Annotated in this window: 21 protein-coding genes and 1 tRNA gene; 9 read left to right on the forward strand and 13 right to left on the reverse strand. The window is 72.1% G+C overall.

The genetic code is table 11. The annotated features are described in order from the left end of the window. Positions 1–36 precede the first annotated feature (36 nt). Positions 37–783 (forward strand): DUF6227 family protein, encoded by a 747-nt coding sequence (locus tag ACIGA3_RS21195; protein ID WP_399717830.1) that lies wholly within the window; start codon positions 37–39, stop codon positions 781–783. 80 nt (positions 784–863) lie between these two features. On the opposite strand, the gene ACIGA3_RS21200 is transcribed toward ACIGA3_RS21195, so the two are convergent. The 4 genes from ACIGA3_RS21200 to ACIGA3_RS21215 all read right to left on the reverse strand — a co-directional run bounded on the left by ACIGA3_RS21200 (position 864) and on the right by ACIGA3_RS21215 (position 6415). After that, on the reverse strand, positions 864–2942 hold the full coding sequence (locus ACIGA3_RS21200) for a fructose-specific PTS transporter subunit EIIC (RefSeq protein ID WP_399717833.1): 2079 nt from the start codon (positions 2940–2942) through the stop codon (positions 864–866). 124 nt (positions 2943–3066) lie between these two features. Then, positions 3067–4014 (reverse strand): 1-phosphofructokinase, encoded by a 948-nt coding sequence (gene pfkB, locus ACIGA3_RS21205; RefSeq protein WP_399717836.1) that lies wholly within the window; start codon positions 4012–4014, stop codon positions 3067–3069. After that, positions 4011–4772 carry a DeoR/GlpR family DNA-binding transcription regulator gene (locus ACIGA3_RS21210; RefSeq protein WP_399717838.1) on the reverse strand — a complete coding sequence of 254 codons (762 nt, stop codon included), beginning with the start codon at positions 4770–4772 and terminating at the stop codon, positions 4011–4013. Before ACIGA3_RS21210 ends, pfkB begins: the two co-directional genes overlap by 4 nt. A 152-nt stretch (positions 4773–4924) precedes the next feature. After that, positions 4925–6415, reverse strand: a complete 1491-nt coding sequence (locus ACIGA3_RS21215) for an MFS transporter (protein ID WP_399717840.1) — start codon at positions 6413–6415, stop codon at positions 4925–4927. Between the two features lie 63 nt (positions 6416–6478). On the opposite strand from ACIGA3_RS21215, the gene ACIGA3_RS21220 reads away from it, so the two are divergent. Next, positions 6479–7444 (forward strand): helix-turn-helix transcriptional regulator, encoded by a 966-nt coding sequence (locus ACIGA3_RS21220; protein WP_399717842.1) that lies wholly within the window; start codon positions 6479–6481, stop codon positions 7442–7444. Between the two features lie 65 nt (positions 7445–7509). On the opposite strand, the gene ACIGA3_RS21225 is transcribed toward ACIGA3_RS21220, so the two are convergent. After that, positions 7510–8211 (reverse strand): TetR/AcrR family transcriptional regulator, encoded by a 702-nt coding sequence (locus ACIGA3_RS21225; protein WP_399718515.1) that lies wholly within the window; start codon positions 8209–8211, stop codon positions 7510–7512. 655 nt (positions 8212–8866) lie between these two features. Beyond that, the gene (locus tag ACIGA3_RS21230) at positions 8867–9895 is read right to left on the reverse strand and encodes an RNA polymerase sigma factor RpoD/SigA (RefSeq protein ID WP_399717845.1); all 1029 of its coding nucleotides are present in this window, start codon (positions 9893–9895) and stop codon (positions 8867–8869) included. Positions 9896–10086: 191 nt separating this feature from the next. Here ACIGA3_RS21230 and ACIGA3_RS21235 point away from each other — a divergent pair, with 191 nt between their 5' ends. Further along, positions 10087–10614 (forward strand): GNAT family N-acetyltransferase, encoded by a 528-nt coding sequence (locus tag ACIGA3_RS21235; RefSeq protein WP_399717847.1) that lies wholly within the window; start codon positions 10087–10089, stop codon positions 10612–10614. Positions 10615–10629: 15 nt separating this feature from the next. On the opposite strand, the gene ACIGA3_RS21240 is transcribed toward ACIGA3_RS21235, so the two are convergent. Next, complete coding sequence (locus ACIGA3_RS21240; protein ID WP_399717850.1) at positions 10630–11418, reverse strand: dioxygenase; 789 nt, start codon at positions 11416–11418, stop codon at positions 10630–10632. 136 nt (positions 11419–11554) lie between these two features. Between ACIGA3_RS21240 and ACIGA3_RS21245 the strand changes: the two genes are divergently transcribed. Then, the gene (locus tag ACIGA3_RS21245; RefSeq protein WP_399717852.1) at positions 11555–12076 is read left to right on the forward strand and encodes a MarR family winged helix-turn-helix transcriptional regulator; all 522 of its coding nucleotides are present in this window, start codon (positions 11555–11557) and stop codon (positions 12074–12076) included. 21 nt (positions 12077–12097) lie between these two features. On the opposite strand, the gene ACIGA3_RS21250 is transcribed toward ACIGA3_RS21245, so the two are convergent. Together ACIGA3_RS21250 and ACIGA3_RS21255 are read right to left on the reverse strand one after the other, a co-directional pair. Continuing rightward, positions 12098–13636, reverse strand: coding sequence for an MFS transporter (locus tag ACIGA3_RS21250; protein WP_399717855.1), 1539 nt, complete (start codon positions 13634–13636; stop codon positions 12098–12100). A 192-nt stretch (positions 13637–13828) separates the two neighbouring features. Beyond that, a complete protein-coding gene (locus ACIGA3_RS21255) occupies positions 13829–14473 on the reverse strand; it encodes a TetR/AcrR family transcriptional regulator (protein ID WP_399718516.1) in 645 nt (214 codons plus the stop codon). A gap of 354 nt (positions 14474–14827) precedes the next feature. Between ACIGA3_RS21255 and ACIGA3_RS21260 the strand changes: the two genes are divergently transcribed. Together ACIGA3_RS21260 and ACIGA3_RS21265 are read left to right on the forward strand one after the other, a co-directional pair. Continuing rightward, positions 14828–16159: a M6 family metalloprotease domain-containing protein gene (locus ACIGA3_RS21260; RefSeq protein WP_399717857.1), complete on the forward strand. Its 1332-nt coding sequence runs from the start codon at positions 14828–14830 to the stop codon at positions 16157–16159. Between the two features lie 98 nt (positions 16160–16257). Next, positions 16258–16330: transfer RNA gene (locus ACIGA3_RS21265), tRNA-Arg, on the forward strand. 65 nt (positions 16331–16395) lie between these two features. Here ACIGA3_RS21265 and ACIGA3_RS21270 read toward each other — a convergent pair. Next, entirely contained in the window at positions 16396–16749 is a 354-nt protein-coding gene (locus ACIGA3_RS21270; protein WP_399717860.1) for an amphi-Trp domain-containing protein, read from the reverse strand. A gap of 231 nt (positions 16750–16980) precedes the next feature. Here ACIGA3_RS21270 and ACIGA3_RS21275 point away from each other — a divergent pair, with 231 nt between their 5' ends. The 3 genes from ACIGA3_RS21275 to ACIGA3_RS21285 all read left to right on the forward strand — a co-directional run bounded on the left by ACIGA3_RS21275 (position 16981) and on the right by ACIGA3_RS21285 (position 20570). Continuing rightward, on the forward strand, positions 16981–17307 hold the full coding sequence (locus ACIGA3_RS21275) for a carboxymuconolactone decarboxylase family protein (protein WP_399717863.1): 327 nt from the start codon (positions 16981–16983) through the stop codon (positions 17305–17307). A gap of 117 nt (positions 17308–17424) precedes the next feature. After that, positions 17425–18870, forward strand: a complete 1446-nt coding sequence (locus ACIGA3_RS21280) for a DUF2252 domain-containing protein (protein ID WP_399717866.1) — start codon at positions 17425–17427, stop codon at positions 18868–18870. An 83-nt stretch (positions 18871–18953) separates the two neighbouring features. Beyond that, on the forward strand, positions 18954–20570 hold the full coding sequence (locus ACIGA3_RS21285; RefSeq protein ID WP_399717869.1) for an MFS transporter: 1617 nt from the start codon (positions 18954–18956) through the stop codon (positions 20568–20570). Between the two features lie 108 nt (positions 20571–20678). On the opposite strand, the gene ACIGA3_RS21290 is transcribed toward ACIGA3_RS21285, so the two are convergent. The 3 genes from ACIGA3_RS21290 to ACIGA3_RS21300 all read right to left on the reverse strand — a co-directional run bounded on the left by ACIGA3_RS21290 (position 20679) and on the right by ACIGA3_RS21300 (position 23325). After that, positions 20679–21635, reverse strand: a complete 957-nt coding sequence (locus ACIGA3_RS21290; protein WP_399717871.1) for a bile acid:sodium symporter family protein — start codon at positions 21633–21635, stop codon at positions 20679–20681. Between the two features lie 130 nt (positions 21636–21765). After that, complete coding sequence (locus ACIGA3_RS21295; RefSeq protein WP_399717873.1) at positions 21766–22122, reverse strand: TraR/DksA family transcriptional regulator; 357 nt, start codon at positions 22120–22122, stop codon at positions 21766–21768. A 9-nt stretch (positions 22123–22131) separates the two neighbouring features. Further along, positions 22132–23325: an MFS transporter gene (locus ACIGA3_RS21300; protein ID WP_399717875.1), complete on the reverse strand. Its 1194-nt coding sequence runs from the start codon at positions 23323–23325 to the stop codon at positions 22132–22134. Between the last annotated feature and the right edge of the window lie 41 nt (positions 23326–23366).

Genomic DNA, 23366 nt, shown 5'->3' on the forward strand with positions numbered 1-23366 from the left:
CCCACCAGGTGACATGCAGCGACGCCGGGAGACACCTTGAGCGTTCCGTACGAGACGGCGGAGTACGAGTCCGCCGAGTCGCCCGAGTCTCCGGAGGAGCACCTCGCGCGACTCCTCGGCCGTGCCCTGAACTCGTTCGAGCTGCCCGACGAGGTGATACGGCTGCTGGACTGCGCCCTGGCGCACGACAGTTCGCTGCACTCCGCGCACCACAGCGCCGGCCTGCACCGGGAGACGTACCGGCACACCTGGCTGCTCGTGGACGGCTCGGCGGTCACCTTGTGGGAGCTGGCGCACAACACCGCGCCGGGCGCGGAGGCGCAGCACGAGGTGTACCTCGACGAGGAGGAGCTGCACACCGCCACGGCCCGGCTGGCGCTGCCGTACGACACCTCGGACTTCGAGCTGCCGGTGCTGACCGAGCTGGGGGCCGTGCCCGAGCCCCGGCACGCGTACGTGGAGGACAACTCCCCCGACCACGCCCGCAGGTTGCTGCGCCGGGCGGAGAACCCGGACGGCCCCGGCGAGGAGCTGGCGGCGCTGCTGGCCACGGCGGCGGCGCACGAGATCACCCAGGCGTTCGGCCGCCCCGGCCGGACCGCGCGGGCCGGGGTGAGCTTCGCGCTGTACGAGCACGCGTTCCTGCTGCGGGACGGCCGGGAGATCTCCCTGTGGGAGGTCGAGCACACCGCCACCCCCGATGGCCGTCACATGTGCGAGGTGTACACCACCCCCGACGCGGCCCGCGACGCCATGGAGCATCGCGCGGCCCGGCACGGCTGACGGACCCGGGCCCGAACCCACGAAACACCGCGCCCCCCGGCGAGTTCGCCGAGGGGACGCGTGAGTTGATCCGGTCAGGGTCAGGCGGCGACCGGCTGCTTGCTCCCCTTCTCCCCCGCCGCCCGGCTCTCCGCCGAGTCGGCGGCCGGAGTGCCCTGGGCCGGCTTGCGCATGCCCTTGAGGACGACCACCAGGGCGGTGCTGACGCAGACGCCCGCAGCGATGGCGATGAGGTAGAGGAACGGGTTGCCGATCAGCGGGACCACGAAGATGCCGCCGTGCGGGGCGCGCAGCGTGGCGTCGAACATCATCGACAGCGAACCGGTGACCGCGCCGCCGACCATCGCGGACGGGATGACCCGCAGCGGGTCGGCCGCGGCGAACGGGATGGCGCCCTCGGAGATGAAGGAGGCGCCCAGCACCCAGGCGGCCTTGCCGTTCTCCCGCTCGGCCGGGGTGAAGAGCTTGCCGCGCACGGTCGTGGCCAGGGCCATCGCCAGCGGCGGGACCATACCGGCGGCCATCACCGCGGCCATGATCTTCATCGCGGAGTCACTGGGGCCGGCGACGGCGATGCCGGCGGTGGCGAAGGTGTAGGCGACCTTGTTGACCGGGCCGCCCAGGTCGAAGCACATCATCAGGCCGAGGAGCGCGCCGAGCAGGACGGCGTTGGTTCCGGTGAGGCCGTTCAGCCAGTCGGTCATGCCCTTCTGGGCGGCGGCGATGGGCTTGCCGATCACCACGAACATCAGGAAGCCGACGACCGCCGACGAGATCAGCGGGATCACCACCACCGGCATGATGCCGCGCAGGGCCGCCGGTATCCGCACCCGCTGGATCGCCAGCACCACACCACCGGCGATCAGACCGGCCGCGAGGCCGCCGAGGAAGCCCGCGTTGATGCTGAGCGAGATCGCGCCGCCGACGAAGCCGGGCACGAGGCCGGGCCGGTCGGCCATGCCGTAGGCGATGTACCCGGCGAGCACCGGGACGAGGAAGTTGAACGCCATGCCGCCGATCTGGAACAGCAGCGCGCCCCAGCTGTCGGACTGGGTCCACACGAAGTGGTCCATGACGGAGGGCGCCTTGTTCACCGTCCAGCCGCCGATGGCGAAGCCCACGGCGATGAGCAGACCGCCCGCGGCGACGAACGGGACCATGTAACTGACCCCGGACATCAGCCACTTGCGGAGCTTGGTGCCATATCCCTCGGTGGAGTCGCCCGCGCGGTCCACGGGGGTGCCGGCCGCACCGGCGGGGGCGGTCCGCTCGCCGCGTTCCGCTTTGGCGCGGACCTCGGAGATGAGTTCGGCGGGGCGGTTGATGCCCGCCTTCACGCCGACGTCCACGGTGGGCTTGCCGGCGAAGCGGTCCTTCTCGCGCACCGGAACGTCGTGGGCGAAGACCACACCGTCCGCCGCCTCGATCACCGCCGGGTCGAGCCGGGTGAAGCCGGCCGAGCCCTGCGTCTCGACGGTCACCTCGACGCCCGCCTCCCGGCCGGCGTTCTCCAGCGACTCGGCGGCCATGTACGTGTGGGCGATACCGGTGGGGCAGGAGGTGACGGCGACGATGCGGAACGGGCGCTCCGCAGGGCCGGACTCCTCCGAGGCCGCCGGGGTCGTACTGCCCGCCGCGGCGCCGGCGGAGGCCGCCGCCGGCGCCGTGGCGGTGTCTTCGGTCTCCGCGGAGGAGCCACCCGCAGCCTCTGCGGGCGTCTCGTCCCCCCGGATCAGCGCCGCCGCCGTCTCCGGGTCGGAGACCGCCCGCAGCGCGTCGGTGAACTCGGTGTTCATCAGCTGGCGGGCCAGCGAGGAGAGGATCGTGAGGTGGGCGTCGTCCGCCCCGGCCGGGGCCGCGATCAGGAAGATCAGGTCGGCCGGGCCGTCCGGCGCGCCGAAGTCGATCCCGGCGGCGCTGCGCCCGAAGGCGAGCGTCGGCTCGGTGACGTGCTCGCTGCGGCAGTGCGGGATGCCGATGCCGCCGTCGAGACCGGTCGGCATCTGGGCCTCGCGGGCGGCCACGTCGGCGAGGAAGCCGTCCAGGTCGGTCACCCGCCCCTTGGCCACCATGCGCTCGGCGAGGGCACGCGCCGCCGCTTCCTTGCTCTCGGCGGACAGGTCGAGGTCGACCAGGTCCGCGGTGATCATCTCGCTCATCGCGGGCTCCTTTGCTCGCGTATCGCCCTGTTGTGACGTGGGGTGGGCGTGATGGGGATGGGGATGTGGGGGTGGAAACAGGGGTCGGCCGGCCACGCGGCCCTCGCACGCCGGAGCGCGCTGGTCATGACACCGGCTCCGTCAGCACACGGTCGACCGGAACGTCCGCCGTCACCGTGACCGAGGCGGGGTCCAGGTCGGCCGGCGTCGGCATCACGCTGCCCGGCAATTGCACGGCGGCCGCGCCGTGCGCCACGGCGGAGGCGAGCGCCTCGGGCCCGCTCCCCCCGGCGATCAGGAACCCGGCGAGGGAGGAGTCCCCCGCGCCGACGTTGCTGCGGACGGCGGCCACGCGGGCGGTGCCGAACCAGGCGCCCTCGTCGTCCACGAGCAGTTGCCCGTCGGCGCCCAGGCTGGCCAGTACCGCGCGGGCGCCCATCGCCCGCAGTTCCTCGGCCGCCTTCACCGCGTCGCCCACGGTGAGCAGCGGGCGGCCCACGGCGGCGGACAGTTCCTCGGCGTTGGGCTTGACCACGTCGGGCCGGGCACGCAGCGCCTGAAGCAGCGCCGGTCCCGAGGTGTCGAGGGCGATGCGGGCGCCGCCGGAGTGGGCGCGGGTGACGACATCGGCGTACCAGGACGGGGCGAGGCCCAGCGGGAGGCTGCCGCAGCAGGCGATCCAGTCGGCGTCGGCCGAGTGGGTGCGCACGGCGCCGAGGAGTGACTCCTCCTCGGCGGCGGTCAGTTCCGGACCAGGCGCGTTGATCTTCGTCAGGACGCCGTCCGCCTCAGCGAGCGCGATGTTGGAGCGGGTGGCCCCGGCCACGGGTACGGGGGCGACCTCGATGCCCTGTGCGTCGAGCAGTTCGGCGATGAGGGCGCCGGGCGCGCCGCCGAGCGGCAGTACGGCGAGGGTGCGGCGGCCGGCGGCGGCGACCGCGCGGGAGACGTTGACGCCCTTGCCGCCGGGGTCCATGCGCTCGCCGGAAGCGCGGATGACCTCGCCGCGCTCCAGGGCGGGGACCTCGTAGGTGCGGTCCAGGGACGGGTTGGGGGTGACGGTGAGGATCATGCGCGTACTACTTCCGTGCCGCCGCGCTCGATGACGGCCGCGTCTTCGGGGCTGAGCCCGCTGTCGGTGATCAGCAGGTCCACGTCGCCGAGGTCGCCGAAGCGGGCGAAGTGCTCCTGGCCGTGCTTGGCGGAGTCGGCGAGCAGGACGACCCGGCGGGCGGCGGCGGCGGCCGCGCGCTTCACGGCGGCCTCGGCGAGGTCGGGCGTGGTCAGGCCGTGCTCGGCGGAGAAGCCGTTGGCGGCGACGAAGGCCACGTCGGCGCGGATCTCGCCGTAGGCACGCAGGGCCCAGGCGTCGACGGCGGCGCGGGTGCGGGTGCGGACGCGGCCGCCGACCAGGTGGAGCTGGAGGCCCGGGTGGTCGGCGAGGCGGGCGGCGATCGGCAGGCTGTGGGTGACGGCGGTGAGCGTCGCCTCCAGCGGGATCGCGGCAGCCAGCCGGGCCACGGTGGTGCCCGCGTCGAGGATGACCGTGCCGTCGACGGGGAGTTCCGCGAGGGCCGCCTTGGCGATGCGGTCCTTCTCGTCGGCGGCGGTGGACTCGCGTTCGCTGAGGTCGGGCTCGAAGTCGAGGCGGCCGGCCGGGATGGCGCCGCCGTGCACCCGGCGGACCAGGCCGGCGCGGTCGAGGGCCTTCAGGTCACGGCGGATGGTCTCCGCCGTCACCTGGAACACCTCGGCCAGCGAGAGCACGTCCACCCGGCCGCCGTCACGGGCGAGCCGGAGGATCTCCTGCTGGCGCTCCGGTCCGTACATGTCCGCCTGCCTCCGCAGCCTTTGCCCACCGCCCCGGCTCATGCCCGAACGTGTGGTTTCACTGCGAGGCTACGCCCGAGTTTCCGGAAAGTAAACGGGTTCGGGCTCCATTCGGACATGAACGGAACTCCAGCAGGCGGACCCGGGCACCCTCAAGCGTTCAGAAGCTCACGCTCCTCCACAGACTCCGCCCCGCCCTCCACATGCTGCGCCGGCCGCTTCGGCAGCGCGGACATCAGCAGGAAGATGACGCCCATGACCCCGGCCACCCACCACAGCGCGTGCTGGAAGGCGCCGACGAACGCCGGACCCACCTGCGCCGGGGTCAGCCGGTCGGCGATCTGCCCGAAGAAGACCACGGACACCAGGCCGAGCCCGAGCGCGTTGCCCATCTGCTGCACGGTGTTGATCAGGCCGGAGGCCGATCCGGCGTGCTCGCGCGGCACCTCGGAGAGGACCGCGTCGGTCAGCGGGGCCACGATCAGGCCCATGCCGACGCCCATCACGACCAGCGGGAGCGCCATCTGCCAGGAGGCGATGGCGAGTCCGTACCGGTCGGACTCCCAGATGTAGAGGAGCACGCCGAGCCCCATCGTCAGGGCGCCGGTCTGGAGCACCTTGCGTCCGAAGCGCGGCACGAGGAACTGCACCGACAGCGCGGCGGCCGTGGACACCGCGAGCGAGAAGGGCACCCCGGTCAGTCCGGCGCGCAGCACGCTCCAGCCGAGGCCGATCTGCATGTACAGCGTCCAGACCAGGAAGAAGACACCGAGCGCGACCCCGAACACGGTCTGTACGGCGATACCGGCGGCGAAGCTCCGTACCCGGAACAGGGACAGCTCGACCAGCGGGGAGCCGTCGCGGGCCGCCTTGCGCCGCTCGTACGCGACCAGCGCGGCGAAGACGAGGACGGAGCCCGCCATCATCAGGTGTCCCCACAGCGGCCAGCCCAGCTCGCGGCCCCGGGTGAGCGGGTAGAGCAGCATCAGCAGGCCCAGGGTGACCAGGGCGACGCCGACGAGGTCCAGCTTGAGGGCGCGGGGCGCGCGGGACTCGGTGATGTAGCGGCGGCCGAGCAGGACGGCGGCGATGCCGACGGGGAGGTTGATGAGGAAGATGGGCCGCCATTCGAGGCCGAACAGGTTCCACTCCGTCAGCAGGGCGCCGAGCAGCGGGCCGGAGACCGCGCCGAGGCCGACGACCGCGCCGAACAGGCCGAACACCTTGCCGCGTTCATGGGCGGGGAAGGTGGCGTGCACGATGGAGAGCACCTGCGGGACCATCATCGCGGCCATGCCGCCCTGGAGAATGCGGGCCGCGACCAGCATCGCCGGGGCGACGGCGAAGCCGCACAGCGCCGAGGCGAGGGTGAAGCCGCCGACCCCGAGCAGGAACAGCCGCCTGCGGCCGTGGATGTCGCCGAGCCGCCCGCCGGTGATCAGCCCGGCCGCGAACGCCAGCGCGTACCCCGCGGTGATCCACTGGATCTGACCGAACGAGGCGCCCTCGTCCCGCTGGATGGAGGGGATGGCTATGTTCACGATCGTCACGTCGACGAGGTCCATGAAGGCCGCGGTCATCACGATGGCGAGCGCGATCCAGCGGCGCCGGTCGGCGCCGGAGGTCTGTTCCGTTGAGGTCATGTACTCCACGCTAGTGACCCAGTAGGACAGAACGTGTCCTAGATGTGCGGCATGCTCGGACGCATGACGACGGACACTCCGGCTCGGCTGCTGACGCTCCTGTCCCTCCTCCAGACCCCGCGCGAATGGCCCGGCGGCGAGCTGGCCGGCCGGCTCGGGGTCTCCCGCCGTACGGTCCGGCGCGACATCGACCGGCTGCGCGAGCTGGGCTATCCGGTGCAGGCCAGCAAGGGCGCGGAGGGCGGGTACCGGCTGGTCGCGGGCAAGGCGATGCCCCCGCTGGTGCTGGACGACGAGGAGGCCGTCGCCATCGCGGTCGGCCTGCGCGCGGGTGCCGGGCACGCGGTCGAGGGGGTGGACGAGGCGTCGGTACGGGCGCTGGCCAAGCTGGAGCAGGTGCTCCCGGCCCGGCTGCGCCGCCAGGTGGCCACCCTCCAGGCCGCGACCACCCCGCTGACCAGCGGCGACGGCCCCACCATCGCGCCGGAGACGCTGACCGTGATGGCGTCCACGGTCGCCGGCCACGAGCGGCTCCGCTTCGCCTACCGCGCCGGTGACGGCAGCGACTCGCGCCGCCTGACCGAGCCGTACCGGCTGGTGTCCACCGGGCGGCGCTGGTACCTCGTCGCCTACGACCTCGACCGCGAGGACTGGCGCACCTTCCGCGTGGACCGGGTCAGCGAGCCCTTCGCCACCGGCGCCCGCTTCACTCCCCGCGAACTCCCCACCGGCAGCGCGGCGGAATACCTGCGCCGCTCGATCCAACGGCGCAACGAGACCTGGGAGTTCACCGTCCGCTTCGCGGCCCCCGCCGACCGGATCGCCGCCCGCCTCCCCCACTGGTTCGGCGCCCCCGAACCGGACGGCCCCGGCTACTGCCTCCTGCACGGCACCACCGGCGACCCGGTGGAATGGCTGGCGGTCCGGCTGGCGATGACGGGGCACGAGTTCACGGTGCTGGCCCCGGATCAACTGGTCGCGTCTGTCACGGACTTGGGAAGTCGGCTGATCCGGGCAGGGGGTGCTTGAGCCACACGGGCCGAGGGGGAGTCACACCGGGTCGCGCCGGGCAGAGCCGCCGGCATCGGGGAGCGTCACTCCGTCTCCCGCCAGGCGAAGTCCCCCAGCGCCGCCAGATTGCGCACCGCCAGGGCGGCCGGGCCCGCCGGGCCGGTGGGCGGGGAGTCGGTGAGGGCCCAGGACTCCACGGCCACCCGGACCGCCGCTCCCGCGACCGCCGCCGCGAAGCGGAGGTGGGGGTCGGCGGCTTCGGCGGCTTCGGCGGCGGCAACGTTGTCAGCCGGGCCGGCCTCGTCCCGGCCCGGTTCGCTGCCGGCCGGGGTGGCCTCGTTCCGACCAGGCTCGTCGTCGGCGGCCGGCGGGACCTGGCGGGCCGGCGTCAGCCGCGCCGCCAGCGCCTCCGCGAGTTCCGTCTCCGACGCCTGGCAGACCTCCGCCCAGACCTTGCGCAGGGCCGGGCTGGTGTGGGCCATGCGGATGAGGGTGCGGGCCCATTCCCAGGCGGACGCGGAGACGCCGACGCCGGGGGCGAGGGTGCGGTCGACGGCGTACCGGAGGGCCTCGGGGAGGGTGAGGTGGGCCGGGGCCTCGCGGACGGCCTCGGTCCAGAGCTGGGCGCCGGTCGCGTACAGCGGGGCCACCGCCTCCTCCTTGGAGGCGAAGTACCGGTAGAAGGTGCGCGGTGCGATGCCCGCCGCGTGGGCGATGTCCTCGGCGCGGGTGGCCCGCAGGCCCTGCCGGACGAAGAGGGTCGCGGCGGCGCGGGCGATCTCCATGCGGGTCTCGGCCTTGCGGCGCTCGGTGAGGGAAGCCGCCGGAGAGGCCGGAAAGGAACGCCTTCGGGCGGTGGTGCCGGTGTTGCCGGTGTTACGGGTGGTACGGGGGGTGCTCACGTCGGCAGGCTATGCCCCTGTGGCAGAATCTGCCATTCGGCGGGTCACCCCGCGGTTCAGGTGCGGGGTGGCCCGCTGTGCCATGCCCGCACCCGAGGCTCCCGCAGGCAGAAAAAAGCCGGGCCCCGGCGCCGGGGGGGGTGACGCCGGGGCCCGGCCGGAAGTCCCGACGCCGGGGGGATGACGTCGGAACTGGTCGGGGGGCCGCCCGTTTCCGAGCGGCGGTCCGGTAAGGCGGTCGCAGCGGTGGGGGCGCTGCGCGGTACGACTTCGAGCACGGTGGGAGTGCGACCCCCGGAGCCTCAACTCCTGGGCCCGCAAGGGTTGTTCCCTCGTCCCGAGGCGTTGAAGCGACCGGACCGCGCCATGTTTGCGCCGTCTTTCGCCACCGCGCGCCTCCGGACGAGCCGGTCGCACACCGGGCGCCGCTCACACACCCGGCGCCGACCGTACCGCGCGTACGACCGTGCGCCCGGCACCAACGCACCGCGTGCCCACTCTCCCTTAGGGCCAGGGTTCTCCCTTTAGGGCCAGGGTCCTATGCCGCCGCGTCGAACCCCGTGTCGCGGGCCAGCTTCTTCAGTTCCAGCAGCGCGTGCTTCTCGATCTGCCGGATGCGCTCGCGGGTCAGTCCGTGCTCCTTGCCGACCTCGGTGAGGGTGCGCTCGCGGCCGTCCTCGATGCCGTACCGCATCTTGATGATCGAGGCGGTGCGCTCGTCCAGGCGGCCGATCAGGTCGTCCAGCTCCTCGCGGCGCAGCAGGCTCAGCACCGACTGCTCGGGGGAGACCGCGGAGGTGTCCTCCAGCAGGTCGCCGAACTGGGTCTCGCCCTGGTCGTCCACCGGCATGTTCAGCGAGACCGGGTCACGGGACCAGTCGAGCACGTCCGTGACCCGCTCCGGGGTGGAAGCCAGCTCGGCGGCGATCTCCGTGGGCTCCGGGTCCCGGCCGTGCTCCCGGTTGAACTCGCGCTGGACGCGTCGGATACGGCCCAGCTCCTCCACCAGGTGGACGGGGAGCCGGATGGTGCGGGACTGGTCGGCTATCGAGCGGGTGATGGCCTGACGAATCCACCAGGTCGCGTACGTGGAGAACTTGAAGCCCTTGCGGTAGTCGAACTTCTCGACCGCGCGCACCAGGCCCGCGTTGCCCTCCTGGATGAGGTCGAGCAGGGGCAGGCCGCTGCGCGGATAGCGCCGGGCCACGGCCACGACCAGGCGGAGGTTGGAGCGGATGAAGACGTCCTTGGCCCGCTCGCTCTCGTCGAACAGCACCTGAAGCTCCTCGCGGGAAGCCTCGGCGGCGGTCTCCTCCTGGCCGTCGAGGACCTGGCGCGCGAACACGCCCGCCTCGATCGTCTGGGACAGCTCGACCTCCTTGGCGGCGTCGAGCAGGGGCGTACGCGCGATCTCTTCGAGGTACATGCCGACCAGGTCGCGGTCGGCGATCTCGCCGCCGCGCACGCGGACGCTGCTTGTCGAGTCGGCCGTCTGTCCCCCAGAGCCCGGAGCCTGGGAGGTGCCCCCATTGGCGGACTTACGACGGGCGACGGCGCGGGTTGCCATGCGTGCTCCCTTGCGGTGGTGGCTGGCAGGTGGTCCTGGCGAACGCTCGGCACTCCGGACCCTCCCTCGGGACTCTCCTCGGGTGCCCTGCATCCGTGGGAAACAACGACTGGAATCCGGACAGAATTCCCAACCCGCCCCCCGATTTTTCTGATCATGCAGTACCCTGTCGGGCCACATGGGGAGGCGCGATGCCGTCCAGCCGTACAGAGGTGCAGGTCAGGCCGGGTTCCGAGGCCGATCTGGACGCCCTCACGACGCTGTACAACCACTACGTACGTGAGACCGCCATCACATTCGACACGGCGGTTCTCACCCCGATGGAGCGCCGCCCCTGGCTGCTCTCCCACCCGGAAGACGGCCCGCACCGCCTGTTGGTTGCCACGGATGCCGAGTCGGCGGAGATCCTGGGCTACGCCACCTCCGGCCCGCACCGCCCGAAGGCCGCGTACGCCACCTCGGTGGAGACCTCGGTCTATCTGGCCCCGGACGCGACCGGCCGGGGCGTCGGGACCCTGCTCTACGAGGCCCTCTTCGCCGCGCTGGCCGAGGAGGACGTGCACCGCGCCTTCGCCGGCATCACCCAGCCCAACGAGGCGTCGACCCGGCTGCACGAGCGCTTCGGCTTCCGGCACCTGGGCACGTTCGGCGAGGTCGGCCGCAAGTTCGGCCGCTACTGGGACGTGGCCTGGTACCAGAAGGACCTGACGGCGGACTGAGCCGCGGGGTCTGTTTCAGCCGAACTGGACCGACCGCTTGGCCAGCCCCATCCAGAAGCCGTCGATCACCGACCGGTGCGCGTCCGTACCGGCCGCACCGAGCGTGACGAACAGTGGCGCGAAATGTTCGGTCCGGGGGTGGGCGAGCTTCCCGGCCGGGGCCTTGGTCTCGAAGTCCAGCAGCGCGTCCCAGTCGCCCGCGTCCAGCGCGGCCCGGCCCCAGTCGTCGAACTCGGCGGACCAGCCCGGCACACCCTCGCGGTGCCGCAGCGCGGCCAGGTTGTGGGTGAAGAAGCCGGAGCCGACGATCAGCACACCCTCGTCACGCAGCGGCGCGAGCCTGCGGCCGATGTCCATCAGCCGGGCCGGGTCCAGGGTGGGCAGGGAGACCTGGAGGACCGGGAGGTCGGCCTCGGGGAACATCTCGACGAGCGGGACGTAGGCGCCGTGGTCGAGGCCCCGGTCGGGCACGTCCTGGACGGGGGTGCCGGGGGCGCGCAGCAGTTTGCGTACGGATTCGGCCAGTTCGGGGGCGCCGGGGGCGTCGTAGCGTACGCGGTAGTAGTGCTCGGGGAAGCCCCAGAAGTCGTAGACCAGCGGGGCGGTGTGGGTGGCGCCGAGGGCGAGGGGGGCCTCTTCCCAGTGGGCGGAGACCATCAGGATCGCCTTCGGGCGGGGCAGTCCGGCGGACCAGGCGGCGAGCTGGCCGGGCCAGACGGGGTCGTCGGCGAGCGGCGGGGCGCCATGACTGAGGTAGAGGGCGGGCATGCGGTCGGGAGCGGGCGGCTCGGCGGTGTCGTGCATGACGGCTCCTCCCATGGCGGCCTCGGGGCGGCCCCACCGAGGCTCAGACGGCTTTGCTTTAACTCTCAAGCATTACTCGTTCAGATTACGCCCGACTTGTTCAAGTTTCAAGAAGGTGGCTCGTACAGTGGGAGACATGAACTCGGCATCCACCCCGGCAACGGAGCCGGCATCCGGACACCGCTGGCTCACCGACGAGGAGCAGCGTGTCTGGCGGGCGTATCTGCACGCGACGACGCTGCTGGAGGACCACCTCGACCGGCAGCTCCAGCGCGACGCGGGCATGCCGCACATCTACTACGGCCTCCTCGTCGGCCTCGCCGAGGCACCGCGCCGCAGACTGCGGATGACCGAGCTGGCCCGGAAGTCGAAGATCACCCGCTCCCGGCTCTCGCACGCCGTCGCCCGGCTGGAGAAGAGCGGCTGGGTGCGCCGCGAGGACTGCCCCTCGGACAAGCGCGGCCAGTTCGCGGTGCTCACCGAGGAGGGCGCCGAGGTGCTGCGCCGTACCGCGCCAGGCCATGTGACCACGGTGCGGCAGGCGCTGTTCGACCGGCTGAGCCCCACGCAGCAGAAGGCCCTCGGCGAGATCATGGAGATCGTCGCCGAGGGCCTTCAGCCGAGCGAAGCGGGTGCGGACCTGCCCTGGCTCCGCTGAGTCCCGCCGGTGGTCAGCGCGTCAGTGCGCGACCACCGGCACCGGGATCTCGTCCTCGGCGCCGTCACCGGAGGCCACCTTGGTGGAGCCCGGCTTACCGGCGTTGACCATGGTGAACGCGATCAGCGAGGCGACCGCCAGGATGCCGACGGCGAACCAGATCGCCGAGCTGTACCCGTGCACCATGCCCTGGAGCTTGACCAACTGCTGCTGCGGTGCGGCGGTCGCGGACGCGATGTGGTCCTTGACGTACGAGGTGGTCGCGGACGCGGCGATGGTGTTCAGCAGGGCGGTGCCGATCGCGCCGCCGACCTGCTGCGAGGTGTTGACCATCGCGGACGCGACACCCGCGTCCCTGGGCTCGACGCCCTGGGTCGCCAGCGACATCGCCGGCATGAACGCCGTACCCATGCCGAGGCCGAGCAGCACCATCGCGGGCAGCAGCAGCGCCGCGTAGGAGGAGCCGATCTCCAGCTGGGTCAGCAGCAGCATGCCGAGCGCGGCGGACAGGAAGCCGGGGCCCATCAGCAGCCGGGCCGGGACCCGGATCATCAGCCGGGCGCCGATCTGGGTGGAGCCGGTGATCATGCCCGCGACCATCGGCAGGAACGCGAAGCCGGTCTTGACCGGGGAGTAGCCCTTCACGATCTGGAGGTAGTAGGTCAGGAAGAGGAACAGGCCGAACATGCCGATGATGGCGAGGCCCAGCGAGAGGTAGATGCCTCCCCGGCTGCGGTCGGCGACCACGCGCAGCGGCAGCAGCGGAGCCTTGACCCGCTTCTCGACCAGCACGAACGCCAGCAGCAGCACCACGGAGGCGACGAACATCGAGATGGTGACCGCGTCGCTCCAGCCGTCGGACTCGGCGCGGGTGAAGCCGTACACCAGGGAGACCAGGCCGAGCGTGGACAGGAACACGCCGGGGATGTCGAGCGGGGAGCGGTTGCGGCCGCCCTCGGGCTCCCGGATCACGAACCAGGCACCGGCCGCGGCGACGACCGCGAAGGGCACGTTGACGAAGAAGGTCCAGCGCCAGTCGAGGTACTCGGTGAGGAAGCCGCCGAGGATCAGGCCGACGGCACCGCCGCCGCCCGCGATGGCGCCGTAGATGCCGAACGCCTTGGCGCGCTCCTTGGCGTCGGTGAACATCACGGCCAGCAGGGACAGCGCGGCCGGGGCGAGCAGGGCACCGAAGACACCCTGGAGGGCGCGGGCGCCGAACATCATCACGCCGGTGGTGGCGGCGCCGCCGAGCGCGGAGGCCGCGGCGAAGCCGGCCAGACCCAGCAGGAAGGCGCGCTTGCGGCCCCACAGGTCGGCGATGCGGCCGCCGAAGAGCAGCAGACCACCGAAGGCGAGGGCGTAGGCGGTGACGACCCACTGCCGGTTGCCGTCGGATATGCCCAGGTCCTGCTGGGCGGAGGGCAGCGCGATGTTCACGATGGTGGCGTCGAGGACGACCATCAGCTGGGCCAGCGCGATGAAGACGAGCGCCTTCCAGCGGTTGGCGTCGCCGCCGGGCGCGGCGGCCGCGGGCGGCTTGGTGACTGTTTCGGACATGGGGGTACCCCGTTCGGGACTTCGGTCGGACGTATCGGACATGCGGGGCACGGTCGTACGGCGTCTCGTACGCGCACAGGGCGTGCGGGGCCCCACCGGCTCGCCCTCGTTGGCGGCCGGGTGGCTAAAGATGGCTCCGGGGTGCGGGCCCGGCGGGTCGGTCGGATCGGTCGGTCGGATCGGTCGGTCAGATCAGGACTGGCGCAGATCCTCCATGGTCACGGCCGTACCGGGCAGGACGGAGCGGGCCGGTGCCCGCAGCCCGTCGAGGAACAGCTGGAGATGACGGTGTACGAAGCGGTCGGCGTCGAAGCAGGCCGTACCGGCCGGGGGCCGGCTGAGCTGCGCGGCGGCGACCATCAGGTCACCGACGCCGACGTCCGCACGGAGCTGGCCGGCCGCCTTGGCGCGGTCCATGACCTCGGCGATCAGCCCCTCCACCCGCTCCCGCGCCGCCTCAAGATCGGGGTGGTTGCGGTCGAAGGTGCTGGAGACCATCGGACACAGCGCGCTGATCCGCTCCTCGGCGGCGGCGTGCGCGAAGCGCTCCAGTGCGGCGAAGGCGTCGCCGGTCTCGGCCAGGGCGCACTTCGCCGCCTCGGCCGTGCGGTCCATCACGGAGCACAGGACTTCCCGGACCAGGGCGTCCCGGTCGGGGAAATTGCGGTACAGGGTGGCGTTGCCGACGCCCGCGCGGCGGGCGATGTCGTCCAGCGGCACCTGGGGGCCGTGCTCGACGAACATCTCCCGTGCGGCGGTGATGATCCGCTCCCGGTTGCGGAGCGCGTCGGCACGCGGCCGGGGCGACGCCCTGCGGGCGGAGGGTGCGGTGCGCACGGCGGACACGGCGGGCTCCACATCTGTACGGGTCGGGACAAGTGGACGGTGATCGTCCGTTGATCCGGGGAGATGCTCCCCGTTTCGCGCGGACACAGGTCTAAACGGGGAGAGCCTCCCCGCTTATTTCCCGCCCCGGAAGAAATGCCTGTGACCTGGGTCACATCTGGTCCGGCGCGACGTTCTTCCGCTCCCGGCCCGGCGATTCACCTCAACGGTAAGCGATTCACACCCACTCCTGCCGAAATCCCACGATCGGTCTCCCCCAGCGCGCGACCCCGGCCCCGGCGACACAGGGTGAGGCAAAGGGTGCAGCCAGGTAACGGGGGCTGCCGTGGAGCGGGAGGTCCATGCATGCAGCCGCCGTCGCCCCGCCGCCGCATACGCCCGCGCCGCGTGGCCGCCCTCGCCTCGGTGACCGCGCTGACCTTCGCGGTCAGCACCTCGGCCGGGTCCGGACAGCTCACGGCGCACACCACCGCCGGGCCGATCGGCCTGATACGCACGACCGCCCTGGCCCCCTGCATGATCCAGGGGGCGGCGGAGGTCCAGATGACGGAGGGCTTCCCCACCTCCACCGGCTACTCCCGTTCCACCGGTACGGTCCACGCCCTGACCCTGATGGTCGACTTCCCGGACACCCCCGGCGAGGGCAAGGCGATGGACCGCTTCCACGAGTTCTTCCCGAAGACCCAGGAATGGTTCGCCAAGGCGTCGTACGGCCGGCTCGACTACCGCGCCGAGACCCCGATCACCTCCTGGCTGCGGATGCCGAAGCCGTTCAAGGACTACGGCATAGAGCGCGGCGCCCCCTTCGACCCCGGCTACCGGCAACTGGTGCGGGACATCGTCTCCGCCGCCGACCCGGACGTGGACTTCCGCTCGTACGACCTGCTGAACGTGCTGGTCACCCCGAACGCCGGCCCCTCCGCCCTGGACACGGTCCTCTCCGTGACCTTCGCCGGCAACGGCGAGGCCCCGATCGCCGACGGCACCGCGGTCGCCAACGCCTCCTTCGTCTACTCCCGCCAGGACGACGGCTCCGGCGCGTACGCGGAGACGGGGTACCGGGTGCTGCCGCACGAGAACGGGCACACCTTCGGGCTGCCGGACCTGTACACGCAGGAGGGGGGCAGCGCGGTCGGGCACTGGGACATCATGAGCGAGGACTGGGGGGCCAACAACGACCTGCTGGGCTGGCACAAGTGGAAACTGGGCTGGCTGCCCGCGTCCCAGGTCAGCTGCGCGACGGCCGCGGGCAGCGCGGACTACACCCTGTCCCCGCTCTCGCAGAAGTCCGGCGGCAAGCTGGTCATGGTCCCGCTGGACAACCGCACCGCGTACGCGCTGGAGCTACGGGCGGAGGGCGGCAACGACGAGTCCGTCTGCAAGCCGGGCATCCTCGTCTACAAGGTCGACGCCTCCGTCGACACCGGCCGCGGCCCCATCACCGTCTACGACGCCCACCGCGACAGCGGCGGCTGCACCCGCAGCCCCAACGTCCACGCCGAACTCTCCGACGCCCCCTTCTCCCCCGGAGAAACCTTCAAGGACCCGGCGGCGGGCATCACGATCCACGTGGCGAGCGCGGGGCTGGACGGGAAGTACCGGGTACGGGTGACGCGCACCCACGCGGCGAAGGGCACGACGGCCGCGGCGGGACCGGTCTTGCCAAGTCGCCGCTGAACCCGACCCTTTGGCCGGCCGCGACCCCGCTCGCCCACCACCCCACCCCTGATCCGCTACCCTGTCAGGGGCAGCCACCCCGGTGGCCGTCGTACCCCGCCTTCGTAGCTCAGGGGATAGAGCACCGCTCTCCTAAAGCGGGTGTCGCAGGTTCGAATCCTGCCGGGGGCACAGAGAAACACCTGGCCAGAGGCCCTTTCGTTCGGTGAACGGAAGGGCCTCCGCGCTTGCTTAGGTCACTTCTTCGCGGCGGCCCGCTTCACGGCTCTGCCCGTGTCGCCGCGTCCCGGCTTCGCGGGCACCCTCTTCCGCGTGGCGGCGGCCTCCGTGCCTGCGGCCGTCGGCGCCGGCGCTGCCCGCTTCCGCGCGGTCGGCCACTTGAATTCGATCTCCAGCTCGATCTCCCCGTTGCCGATCTCGATCTCCATCTCGCTGTGGAGGTCGTCGGGAATCCGCAGGCTCAGCGTTCCGGAGCCGAAATCCAGCTCCGCCTCCCCGCCTTCCCGCAGCGCGGCCGCGAGTGCCGTGAGCTGGTCAGCCGCCTCAAGGCGTGACAGCGAGCGCTTCTGCTCGAACTTGAGGTCCTTCATGGTTGTCTCCCGTCCCGGGCGAAGACCAGCAGGCCGCTACCGATACCGGCCGCCCTCGGCCGGTCGGGCTACTTCCAATCTCGTCTTCCCGGGTTCACCGCGCATGTCGGGGTGCCGTGCACGGGGCCCGGACGGGTTCTACGGTTGAGGAGAGGCCCCACATCCGCGGAACTCCCTCCGCTTCGCGCCTCACACCCTCTCGGGCCCGAACTCACCAGGAGGACGTGCGACATGTCCACTGCATCCGACACCCCCGTCCTGGACACCCTCGCCGCCATGACCGTCGACTCGATCGAGCGCTGCGGGCTGCCCACGAACGCGCTCATACTCACGCGCATCGCGGCACTCGCCGCCTCCGACGCCCCGCCGATCTCCTACGCGGCCCATATCGACCCCGCCCTCGACAGCGGCGTGACCGCCGAAGAACTGCAGGACGTCCTGGTCGCCATCGCACCCATCGTGGGCACCGCCCGCGTCATGACGGCAGCGGCCAACATCGCCACGGCACTCGGCATCGCCATCGCCGTCGCCGATGCCGAAATAGCGGCCCAGGGCTGAGAGCGGGCGCCCGCCCGGCATCGATGATCCGCGCGGCCGGCACCGGACAGCGGGGCGAGACACTGCCCGTCCGGTCCGGCATGCGCCGTGCCCGCGGGCCAGGCAGGAAGGTCTTCGATGTCCCGGAGCGCGACCACAGCAATGCGCGCGTCACCCGGCACCACGCCCGCGGACCGTGCGGCTCTCGGGAAGGCGGCGCGGCGCCGCTCGCCCCGGTCGGGCCACGCCGTGTACCGGCCCTCTCCCGACCGGCCGGACCCGCTGACGATCCTGGAGGCGCAGTCCGCCTCGCGCGTGCCCGAACTGGTCCCGATCCGCTACGGCCGGATGACGGAGTCCCCGTTCCGCTTCTACCGGGGCGCCGCCGCGATCATGGCCTCCGACCTGGCCGGCACCCCGGTATCGGGACTCACGGCCCAGCTCTGCGGGGACGCGCACCTGCTGAACTTCCGTCTGCTCGCCTCGCCCGAGCGGCAGTTGGTGTTCGACATCAACGACTTCGACGAGACCCTGCCGGGCCCTTGGGAGTGGGACGTCAAACGGCTCTCGGCGAGCCTGGTCATCGCGGGCCGGGCGAACGGCTTCGACGACGCCGAGCGCGCCCGCATCGTGAACTCCACGGTCCGTGCGTACCGCGAGGCGATGATCCGGTTCGCGGGCATGGGCAATCTCGACGTCTGGTACGCGAAGATCGGTGCGGACCTCCTCGAGTCCCTGGTCGCGGGCCGGCTGCGCGGGACGGACAGCGGTCGGAGGAACCTGGCCCACGCCATGGCGAAGGCCCGCACCCGCGACAGCCTGCAGGCTTTCGACAAGCTCACCGAGACGGTCGACGGCCGGCCCAGGATCGCGGCGGACCCCCCGCTGCTCGTCCCGGCCGGTGACCTGCTGCCGGAGGTCGAACGCAGCGCGCTGGAAAGCCAGTTCCGCGACCTCGTCGAGCGGTACGGCCGCACGCTCGCCTCCGACCGGCGCACGCTCCTGGCGGACTACCGCCTGGCCGACGTCGCCCGCAAGGTGGTCGGCGTCGGCAGCGTCGGCACCCGCTGCTGGATCTTCCTGCTCCTCGGCCGGGACGACCAGGACCCGCTCTTCCTCCAGGCCAAGGAGGCCGACACCTCCGTACTCGCCGCACACGTCGGCGAGAGCCGGTACCGCAACCAGGGCGAGCGGGTGGTCTCGGGCCAGCGGCTGATGCAGGCCACGAGCGACATCTTCCTCGGCTGGGAACGAGTGGACGGGATCGACGGCAGGCAGCGCGACTTCTACGTCCGCCAACTGCGCGACTGGAAGGGCATCGCCGTACCGGAACGGATGCGGCCGAAGGACATGCGGGTGTTCGGCGAGCTGTGCGGGTTCACCCTGGCCCGCGCGCACGCGCGGTCCGGCGACCGCATCGCGATCGCCGCGTACCTGGGCGGCGGTGTCTCCTTCGACCGGGCACTGGCCGCCTTCGCCGAGGCGTACGCCGACCAGAACGAGCGCGACCACCAGACCTTGGCCGACGCCGTACGCGCGGGCCGGCTCCCGGCGGAGGAACTCCCGGCCGCCCGGCCCGAGTGATTCCGCCGGCCACGGTCCGCCAACCGGTCGACCTCCGGGGCGGGTCGCCGAGCGCCCTCCGGGGCGGCTGGGACGATGCGCGCATGGCATCCGGAGCAGGCACCGCCGAGAGTCCGGCGACGGCGCGAATCGTCCTGCTGGCCTTCGCGGCCGGTCAGTTCCTGATGGCGCTCGACAGCTCGGTCATGAACGTCTCGATCGCGACGGTGGCCGAGGACGTGGGCACCACGGTGACGGGTGTGCAGGGCGCGATCACGGCCTACACCCTCGTGATGGCGATGTTCATGATCCCCGGCGGCAAGGCGGGGGCGCTGATCGGCCGCAAACGCGCGTTCATGATCGGCTGCGTCGTCTACGGCTGCGGCTCCCTCACCACGGCGCTCGCGCCGAACCTGCCCGTGCTGCTGCTCGGCTGGTCGTTCCTCGAAGGGATCGGGGCGGCACTCATCCTGCCCGCGATCGTGGCGCTCGTGGCGAGCAACTTCGCCGCCGAACGCCGACCCGCCGCCTACGGTCTCGTCGCGGCCGCGGGCGCCGTGGCGATCGCGGTGGGACCACTCATCGGGGGTGTCGCGACGACGTACTTCTCCTGGCGGTGGGTCTTCGCCGGTGAGGTCGTGATGGTGCTCGGCATCCTGGGGCTCGCCGGCCGCATCGCCGACGCACCGGTCGGTGAACGCCCGCGCATCGACCTGGTCGGCGCCGTGCTCTCCGCGCTCGGGCTCGGGCTCTTCGTCTACGGCGTGCTCCGCTCGGACGAATGGGGATGGTTCCAGCCGAAGCCCGGCGCGCCCTCGGGGCTCGGGGTCTCACTGGTCGTGTGGCTGATGCTGGCCGGTCTGCTCCTGGTCTGGCTCTTCCTCCGCTGGGAGGCCCGCATGGTGGAGCGGCGCGGGGAGCCGCTCGTCGATCCAGGCATGCTGCGCAACAGGCAGTTCACCGGCGGACTGACGATGTTCTTCTTCCAGTACCTCGTCCAGATGGGCGTCTTCTTCGTCGTACCGCTCTATCTGTCCGTCGCCCTGGGCCTGTCCGCGCTCCAGACCGGTGCCCGCATCCTGCCGCTCTCCGTGACGCTGCTGGCGGCCGCCGTCCTGATCCCCCGCTTCTTCCCGGACGTCTCACCGCGGCGGGTGGTGCGACTCGGGACCCTCGCGCTGCTCGCGGGTGCGGTGGCCCTGATGGGCGCGCTCGACGCGGACGCCGGAGCGGAGATCGTCGCCATCCCCCTCCTGCTGATCGGGCTGGGCATGGGCGCGCTGGCGTCCCAGCTCGGGTCGGTCACCGTGTCCGCGGTGCCGGAAACGCAGAGCGCGGAGGTCGGCGGCGTCCAGAACGCCGTCACCAACCTCGGCGCTTCGATCGGTACGGCGCTCGCCGGATCGGTCCTGATCGCCGCGCTGACGACCTCCTTCCTCACCAGCGTGGAGCAGAACCCGGCGATCCCGGCCGAGGTCAAGGGCCAGGCGACCGTCGAACTCCAGAGCGGCGCACCGTTCCTGTCGGACGCCCAGCTCAAGTCCGCCCTCGATGAAGCGGGCACGAGCACGGAGGTGACGCGGGCGGCACTCGACGCGAACACCGAGGCCAGGATCGACGGTCTGCGCGCCGCACTCGCCATCCTCGCCTTCGCCGCGCTCCTCGCGATGTTCTTCACCTCACGGATCCCGGACGCCCAGCCCCGTTCGACGGCCGCATAGCCGCAGGGGCCGCCGGCCGCTGCCGCCCACTTCACGGGCGGCAGCGGCCGAGCAAGGTGAAGAAGTAGCCCACCGGGTCGTGAAGCGGGCTGAGCGGCACTCGGCCGGTCAGCCCGCCTGCGTGGAACGCCGGTTCATCCACGCCGCCACCACCGCGCCCGACAGGTTGTGCCAGACCGAGAAGACCGCGGCCGGAAGGGCCGTCAGCGGGGTGAAGTACGTCGCCGCCAGGGACGCGGCCAGGCCCGAGTTCTGCATGCCGACCTCGAAGGCCATGGCCCGGCTCGCGGCCGGGTCGAGCCTGGCCAGGCGGGCCGCTCCGTAGCCGAGGGCCAGACCGAAGGCGTTGTGCAGGACCACCGCGAGGAGGACGATCGCGGCCGCGTCCTTCAGCGCGGAGGCGCTCGCCGCCACGACGATCAGGACGATGACGGCGACCGTCCCGGCCGACAGCCAGGGCAGGACGGGGAGGCAGCGGCGGATCACGGGTGCGGCCAGGCGCCGCACCAGGAGGCCGGCCACCACCGGGACCAGGACCGTCTTCAGGATGTCGACGACCATCGGGCCCGCCTCGACGTCCAGCATGTGCCCCGCGAGCAGCAGGACCAGGTACGGGGTGACCAGCGGGGCGAGCAGCGTGGAGACCGTCGCCACCGACATCGACAGTGCCACGTCGCCCCTGGCCAGGAAGGTCACCACGTTGGACGCCGTGCCGCTCGGCGTGCAGCCGACCAGGATGACGCCCACGGCCAGCGCCGGGGGCAGGTCCAGCAGCTCGGCGATCGCCCAGCCCAGGCCCGGCATGATCACGTAGTGGGCCACCAGGCCGAGGGCGACGGCCCAGGGGCGCTTCACGACGCCCTGGAAGTCCTCCGACGTCATCGTCAGGCCCATGCAGAACATCACGACGCCGAGCAGGTAGGGCACCGCCTCCTTGCCCTCGGCGAACGTCGACGGCATCACCATCCCCAGGGCGCCCGCAGCCAGCACCAGCAAGGGGAAGACGGTCACGGCCCGTTTAGCCGTACGGTCGGCATCTGCCGTACCAACTGCGTCAGTTGCCACCTCGGCTGGAACAACCCGGCTCTCTGAGTCCCGCACTTACCGCTCCCGCGTCCGCCGTCCTGCCCTCGCGCGCGACAACCCGCCCGCCCGGTGATCGTGCCAGACGCGCCCCCGTCCGTGTAGGGCACACCTATCGCGGTCCCGCCGCCGCGCACCCCACACACCGCGTACTCGCCGGCCGTACCTCCAGCCGTTCCGCCGGGATCTCCGCCCCGCACCGCTCGCAGATCCCGTACCGCCCCTCACTCAGCCGGACCAGGGCCTCGTCCAGGTGCTCCAGGTGTAGGCGGGCCTGGGTGAGAAGGGAGGAGACGTGGGCTCGTTCGAAGGCTGTGCTGGAGCCGTCGGGGTCGTGTTCGTCGTCCACGGCGACCAGGGCGTTCGCGTCGACGATGGACTGGAAATCCCTGGTCAGGGCCTCGATCTGGGTCAGGGTGGCAGCGCGTTCCGCCGCGAGGCGTTCCTCGACGGCGGCGTTGTCCGGCATGCCCGTCACCTATGCCTCAGCATCCACCCGGACGGCCGTATTCCGGGCCGGGGTGCGGCCCGCCAGCGCCAGCCCCAAGGTCACCGCCACCGACGCCCCCGCCATCACCGTCATCCCCGTCGCCGGAGACGTGACCTGGGCCAGCGTGCCCGCCACCCCCGCGCTCACCCCCTGCATGGTCAGCATCCCCGCCGAGTGCAGCCCCAGGGCGTGCCCCGACAGGGCGTCCGGGGTGAGGGACATCAGGCGTTCCTGCTGGACCAGGCTCGCGCCGAACCCTACGGACGCGAGCGTCACGCACAGTAGCGCCACCGGCAGCGGAGGGTGGGCCGCGAAGGCGAGGTACGGCACCGCGAGGAGCAGGAGCAGCGGCGTGGCCAGGTGGGCGCGGACCGCCGGAGGCAGGAGGCGGCCCACCGTCACGTCCCCGGCCAGCATCCCCACCGCCCCGCAGGCGAACAGCGTGCCCGCCGACTCGGGCGCGTACGACACGTACAGCGACTCGCAGCCGACGACCAGGCCGTTGGGCACCCACAGGCCCAGGTAGGCGAGGCGGCGGGGGCGGGAGGACCACAGGACGGCGTTGGTGTGCCAGGTCGCCGCCACGGACGGGCGGCCGGTGGTGCGGGGCGGGCGGGCGGTGAGGCCGAGGCGAAGGGTGAGGGCGGCGGTCAGGTACAGGCCGGCCGCGAGCAGCAGACACACGCGCGGGGAGATCACGGCCAGCAGTAGCCCACCGGTCGCGTAACCGACCGTCTGCGTCAGGCCGTTCATGATGTTGAAGAGGGAACGCCCGGGCAGATAGCCGTCCTTGGTGAGGATCTCGTTCACCAGGCCCCAGCGGACGCCGCCGCCCAGCGCGGCCACCAGGCCCAACAGGAGCACCACGGCGAGGAGTACACCGGGTGGCAGCCCTGGTACCGCCTGGAACGCGGTGCCCGCCGCGAAGGTCAGCGCGATGGCGGCGAGGGTGGTGCGCGGGGGCAGGCGGTCGGAGCCGGAGAGCAGGAAGGTCGCGCCGAGTACCTGGGCCAGGGCGGGGCCGAACATGCTCAGCGCCGAGAGCAGTGGGGAGCCGGTGGCCCGGTAGACGAGGGTGCCGAGGGCGAGTCCGCCCACCGTCTGGGCGGCGGTCTGCGCGGAGGAGGCGAGGAAGAGAGGGGTGAACTCCGGTGTGCGGAACAGGGATCTGTAGCTGGGCATGCGGGGAGTCTCGGCCGGACGGCGGAGGCTCGTTATTGTTT

Source organism: Streptomyces sp. NPDC085596, from assembly GCF_044541565.1.
GTDB lineage: Bacteria > Actinomycetota > Actinomycetes > Streptomycetales > Streptomycetaceae > Streptomyces.

Bases quoted from the DNA above. Each gene is read 5' to 3' on its own strand.
- ACIGA3_RS21200 (WP_399717833.1), bottom strand. From the start codon at position 2,942: ATGAGCGAGATGATCACCGCGGACCTGGTCGACCTCGACCTGTCCGCC.
- pfkB (WP_399717836.1), bottom strand. From the start codon at position 4,014: ATGATCCTCACCGTCACCCCCAACCCGTCCCTGGACCGCACCTACGAG.
- ACIGA3_RS21210 (WP_399717838.1), bottom strand. From the start codon at position 4,772: ATGTACGGACCGGAGCGCCAGCAGGAGATCCTCCGGCTCGCCCGTGAC.
- ACIGA3_RS21215 (WP_399717840.1), bottom strand. From the start codon at position 6,415: ATGACCTCAACGGAACAGACCTCCGGCGCCGACCGGCGCCGCTGGATC.
- ACIGA3_RS21220 (WP_399717842.1), top strand. From the start codon at position 6,479: ATGACGACGGACACTCCGGCTCGGCTGCTGACGCTCCTGTCCCTCCTC.
- ACIGA3_RS21225 (WP_399718515.1), bottom strand. From the start codon at position 8,211: ATGGAGATCGCCCGCGCCGCCGCGACCCTCTTCGTCCGGCAGGGCCTG.
- ACIGA3_RS21230 (WP_399717845.1), bottom strand. From the start codon at position 9,895: ATGGCAACCCGCGCCGTCGCCCGTCGTAAGTCCGCCAATGGGGGCACC.
- ACIGA3_RS21235 (WP_399717847.1), top strand. From the start codon at position 10,087: ATGCCGTCCAGCCGTACAGAGGTGCAGGTCAGGCCGGGTTCCGAGGCC.
- ACIGA3_RS21240 (WP_399717850.1), bottom strand. From the start codon at position 11,418: ATGCACGACACCGCCGAGCCGCCCGCTCCCGACCGCATGCCCGCCCTC.
- ACIGA3_RS21245 (WP_399717852.1), top strand. From the start codon at position 11,555: ATGAACTCGGCATCCACCCCGGCAACGGAGCCGGCATCCGGACACCGC.
- ACIGA3_RS21250 (WP_399717855.1), bottom strand. From the start codon at position 13,636: ATGTCCGAAACAGTCACCAAGCCGCCCGCGGCCGCCGCGCCCGGCGGC.
- ACIGA3_RS21260 (WP_399717857.1), top strand. From the start codon at position 14,828: ATGCAGCCGCCGTCGCCCCGCCGCCGCATACGCCCGCGCCGCGTGGCC.
- ACIGA3_RS21270 (WP_399717860.1), bottom strand. From the start codon at position 16,749: ATGAAGGACCTCAAGTTCGAGCAGAAGCGCTCGCTGTCACGCCTTGAG.
- ACIGA3_RS21275 (WP_399717863.1), top strand. From the start codon at position 16,981: ATGTCCACTGCATCCGACACCCCCGTCCTGGACACCCTCGCCGCCATG.
- ACIGA3_RS21280 (WP_399717866.1), top strand. From the start codon at position 17,425: ATGTCCCGGAGCGCGACCACAGCAATGCGCGCGTCACCCGGCACCACG.
- ACIGA3_RS21285 (WP_399717869.1), top strand. From the start codon at position 18,954: ATGGCATCCGGAGCAGGCACCGCCGAGAGTCCGGCGACGGCGCGAATC.
- ACIGA3_RS21295 (WP_399717873.1), bottom strand. From the start codon at position 22,122: ATGCCGGACAACGCCGCCGTCGAGGAACGCCTCGCGGCGGAACGCGCT.
- ACIGA3_RS21300 (WP_399717875.1), bottom strand. From the start codon at position 23,325: ATGCCCAGCTACAGATCCCTGTTCCGCACACCGGAGTTCACCCCTCTC.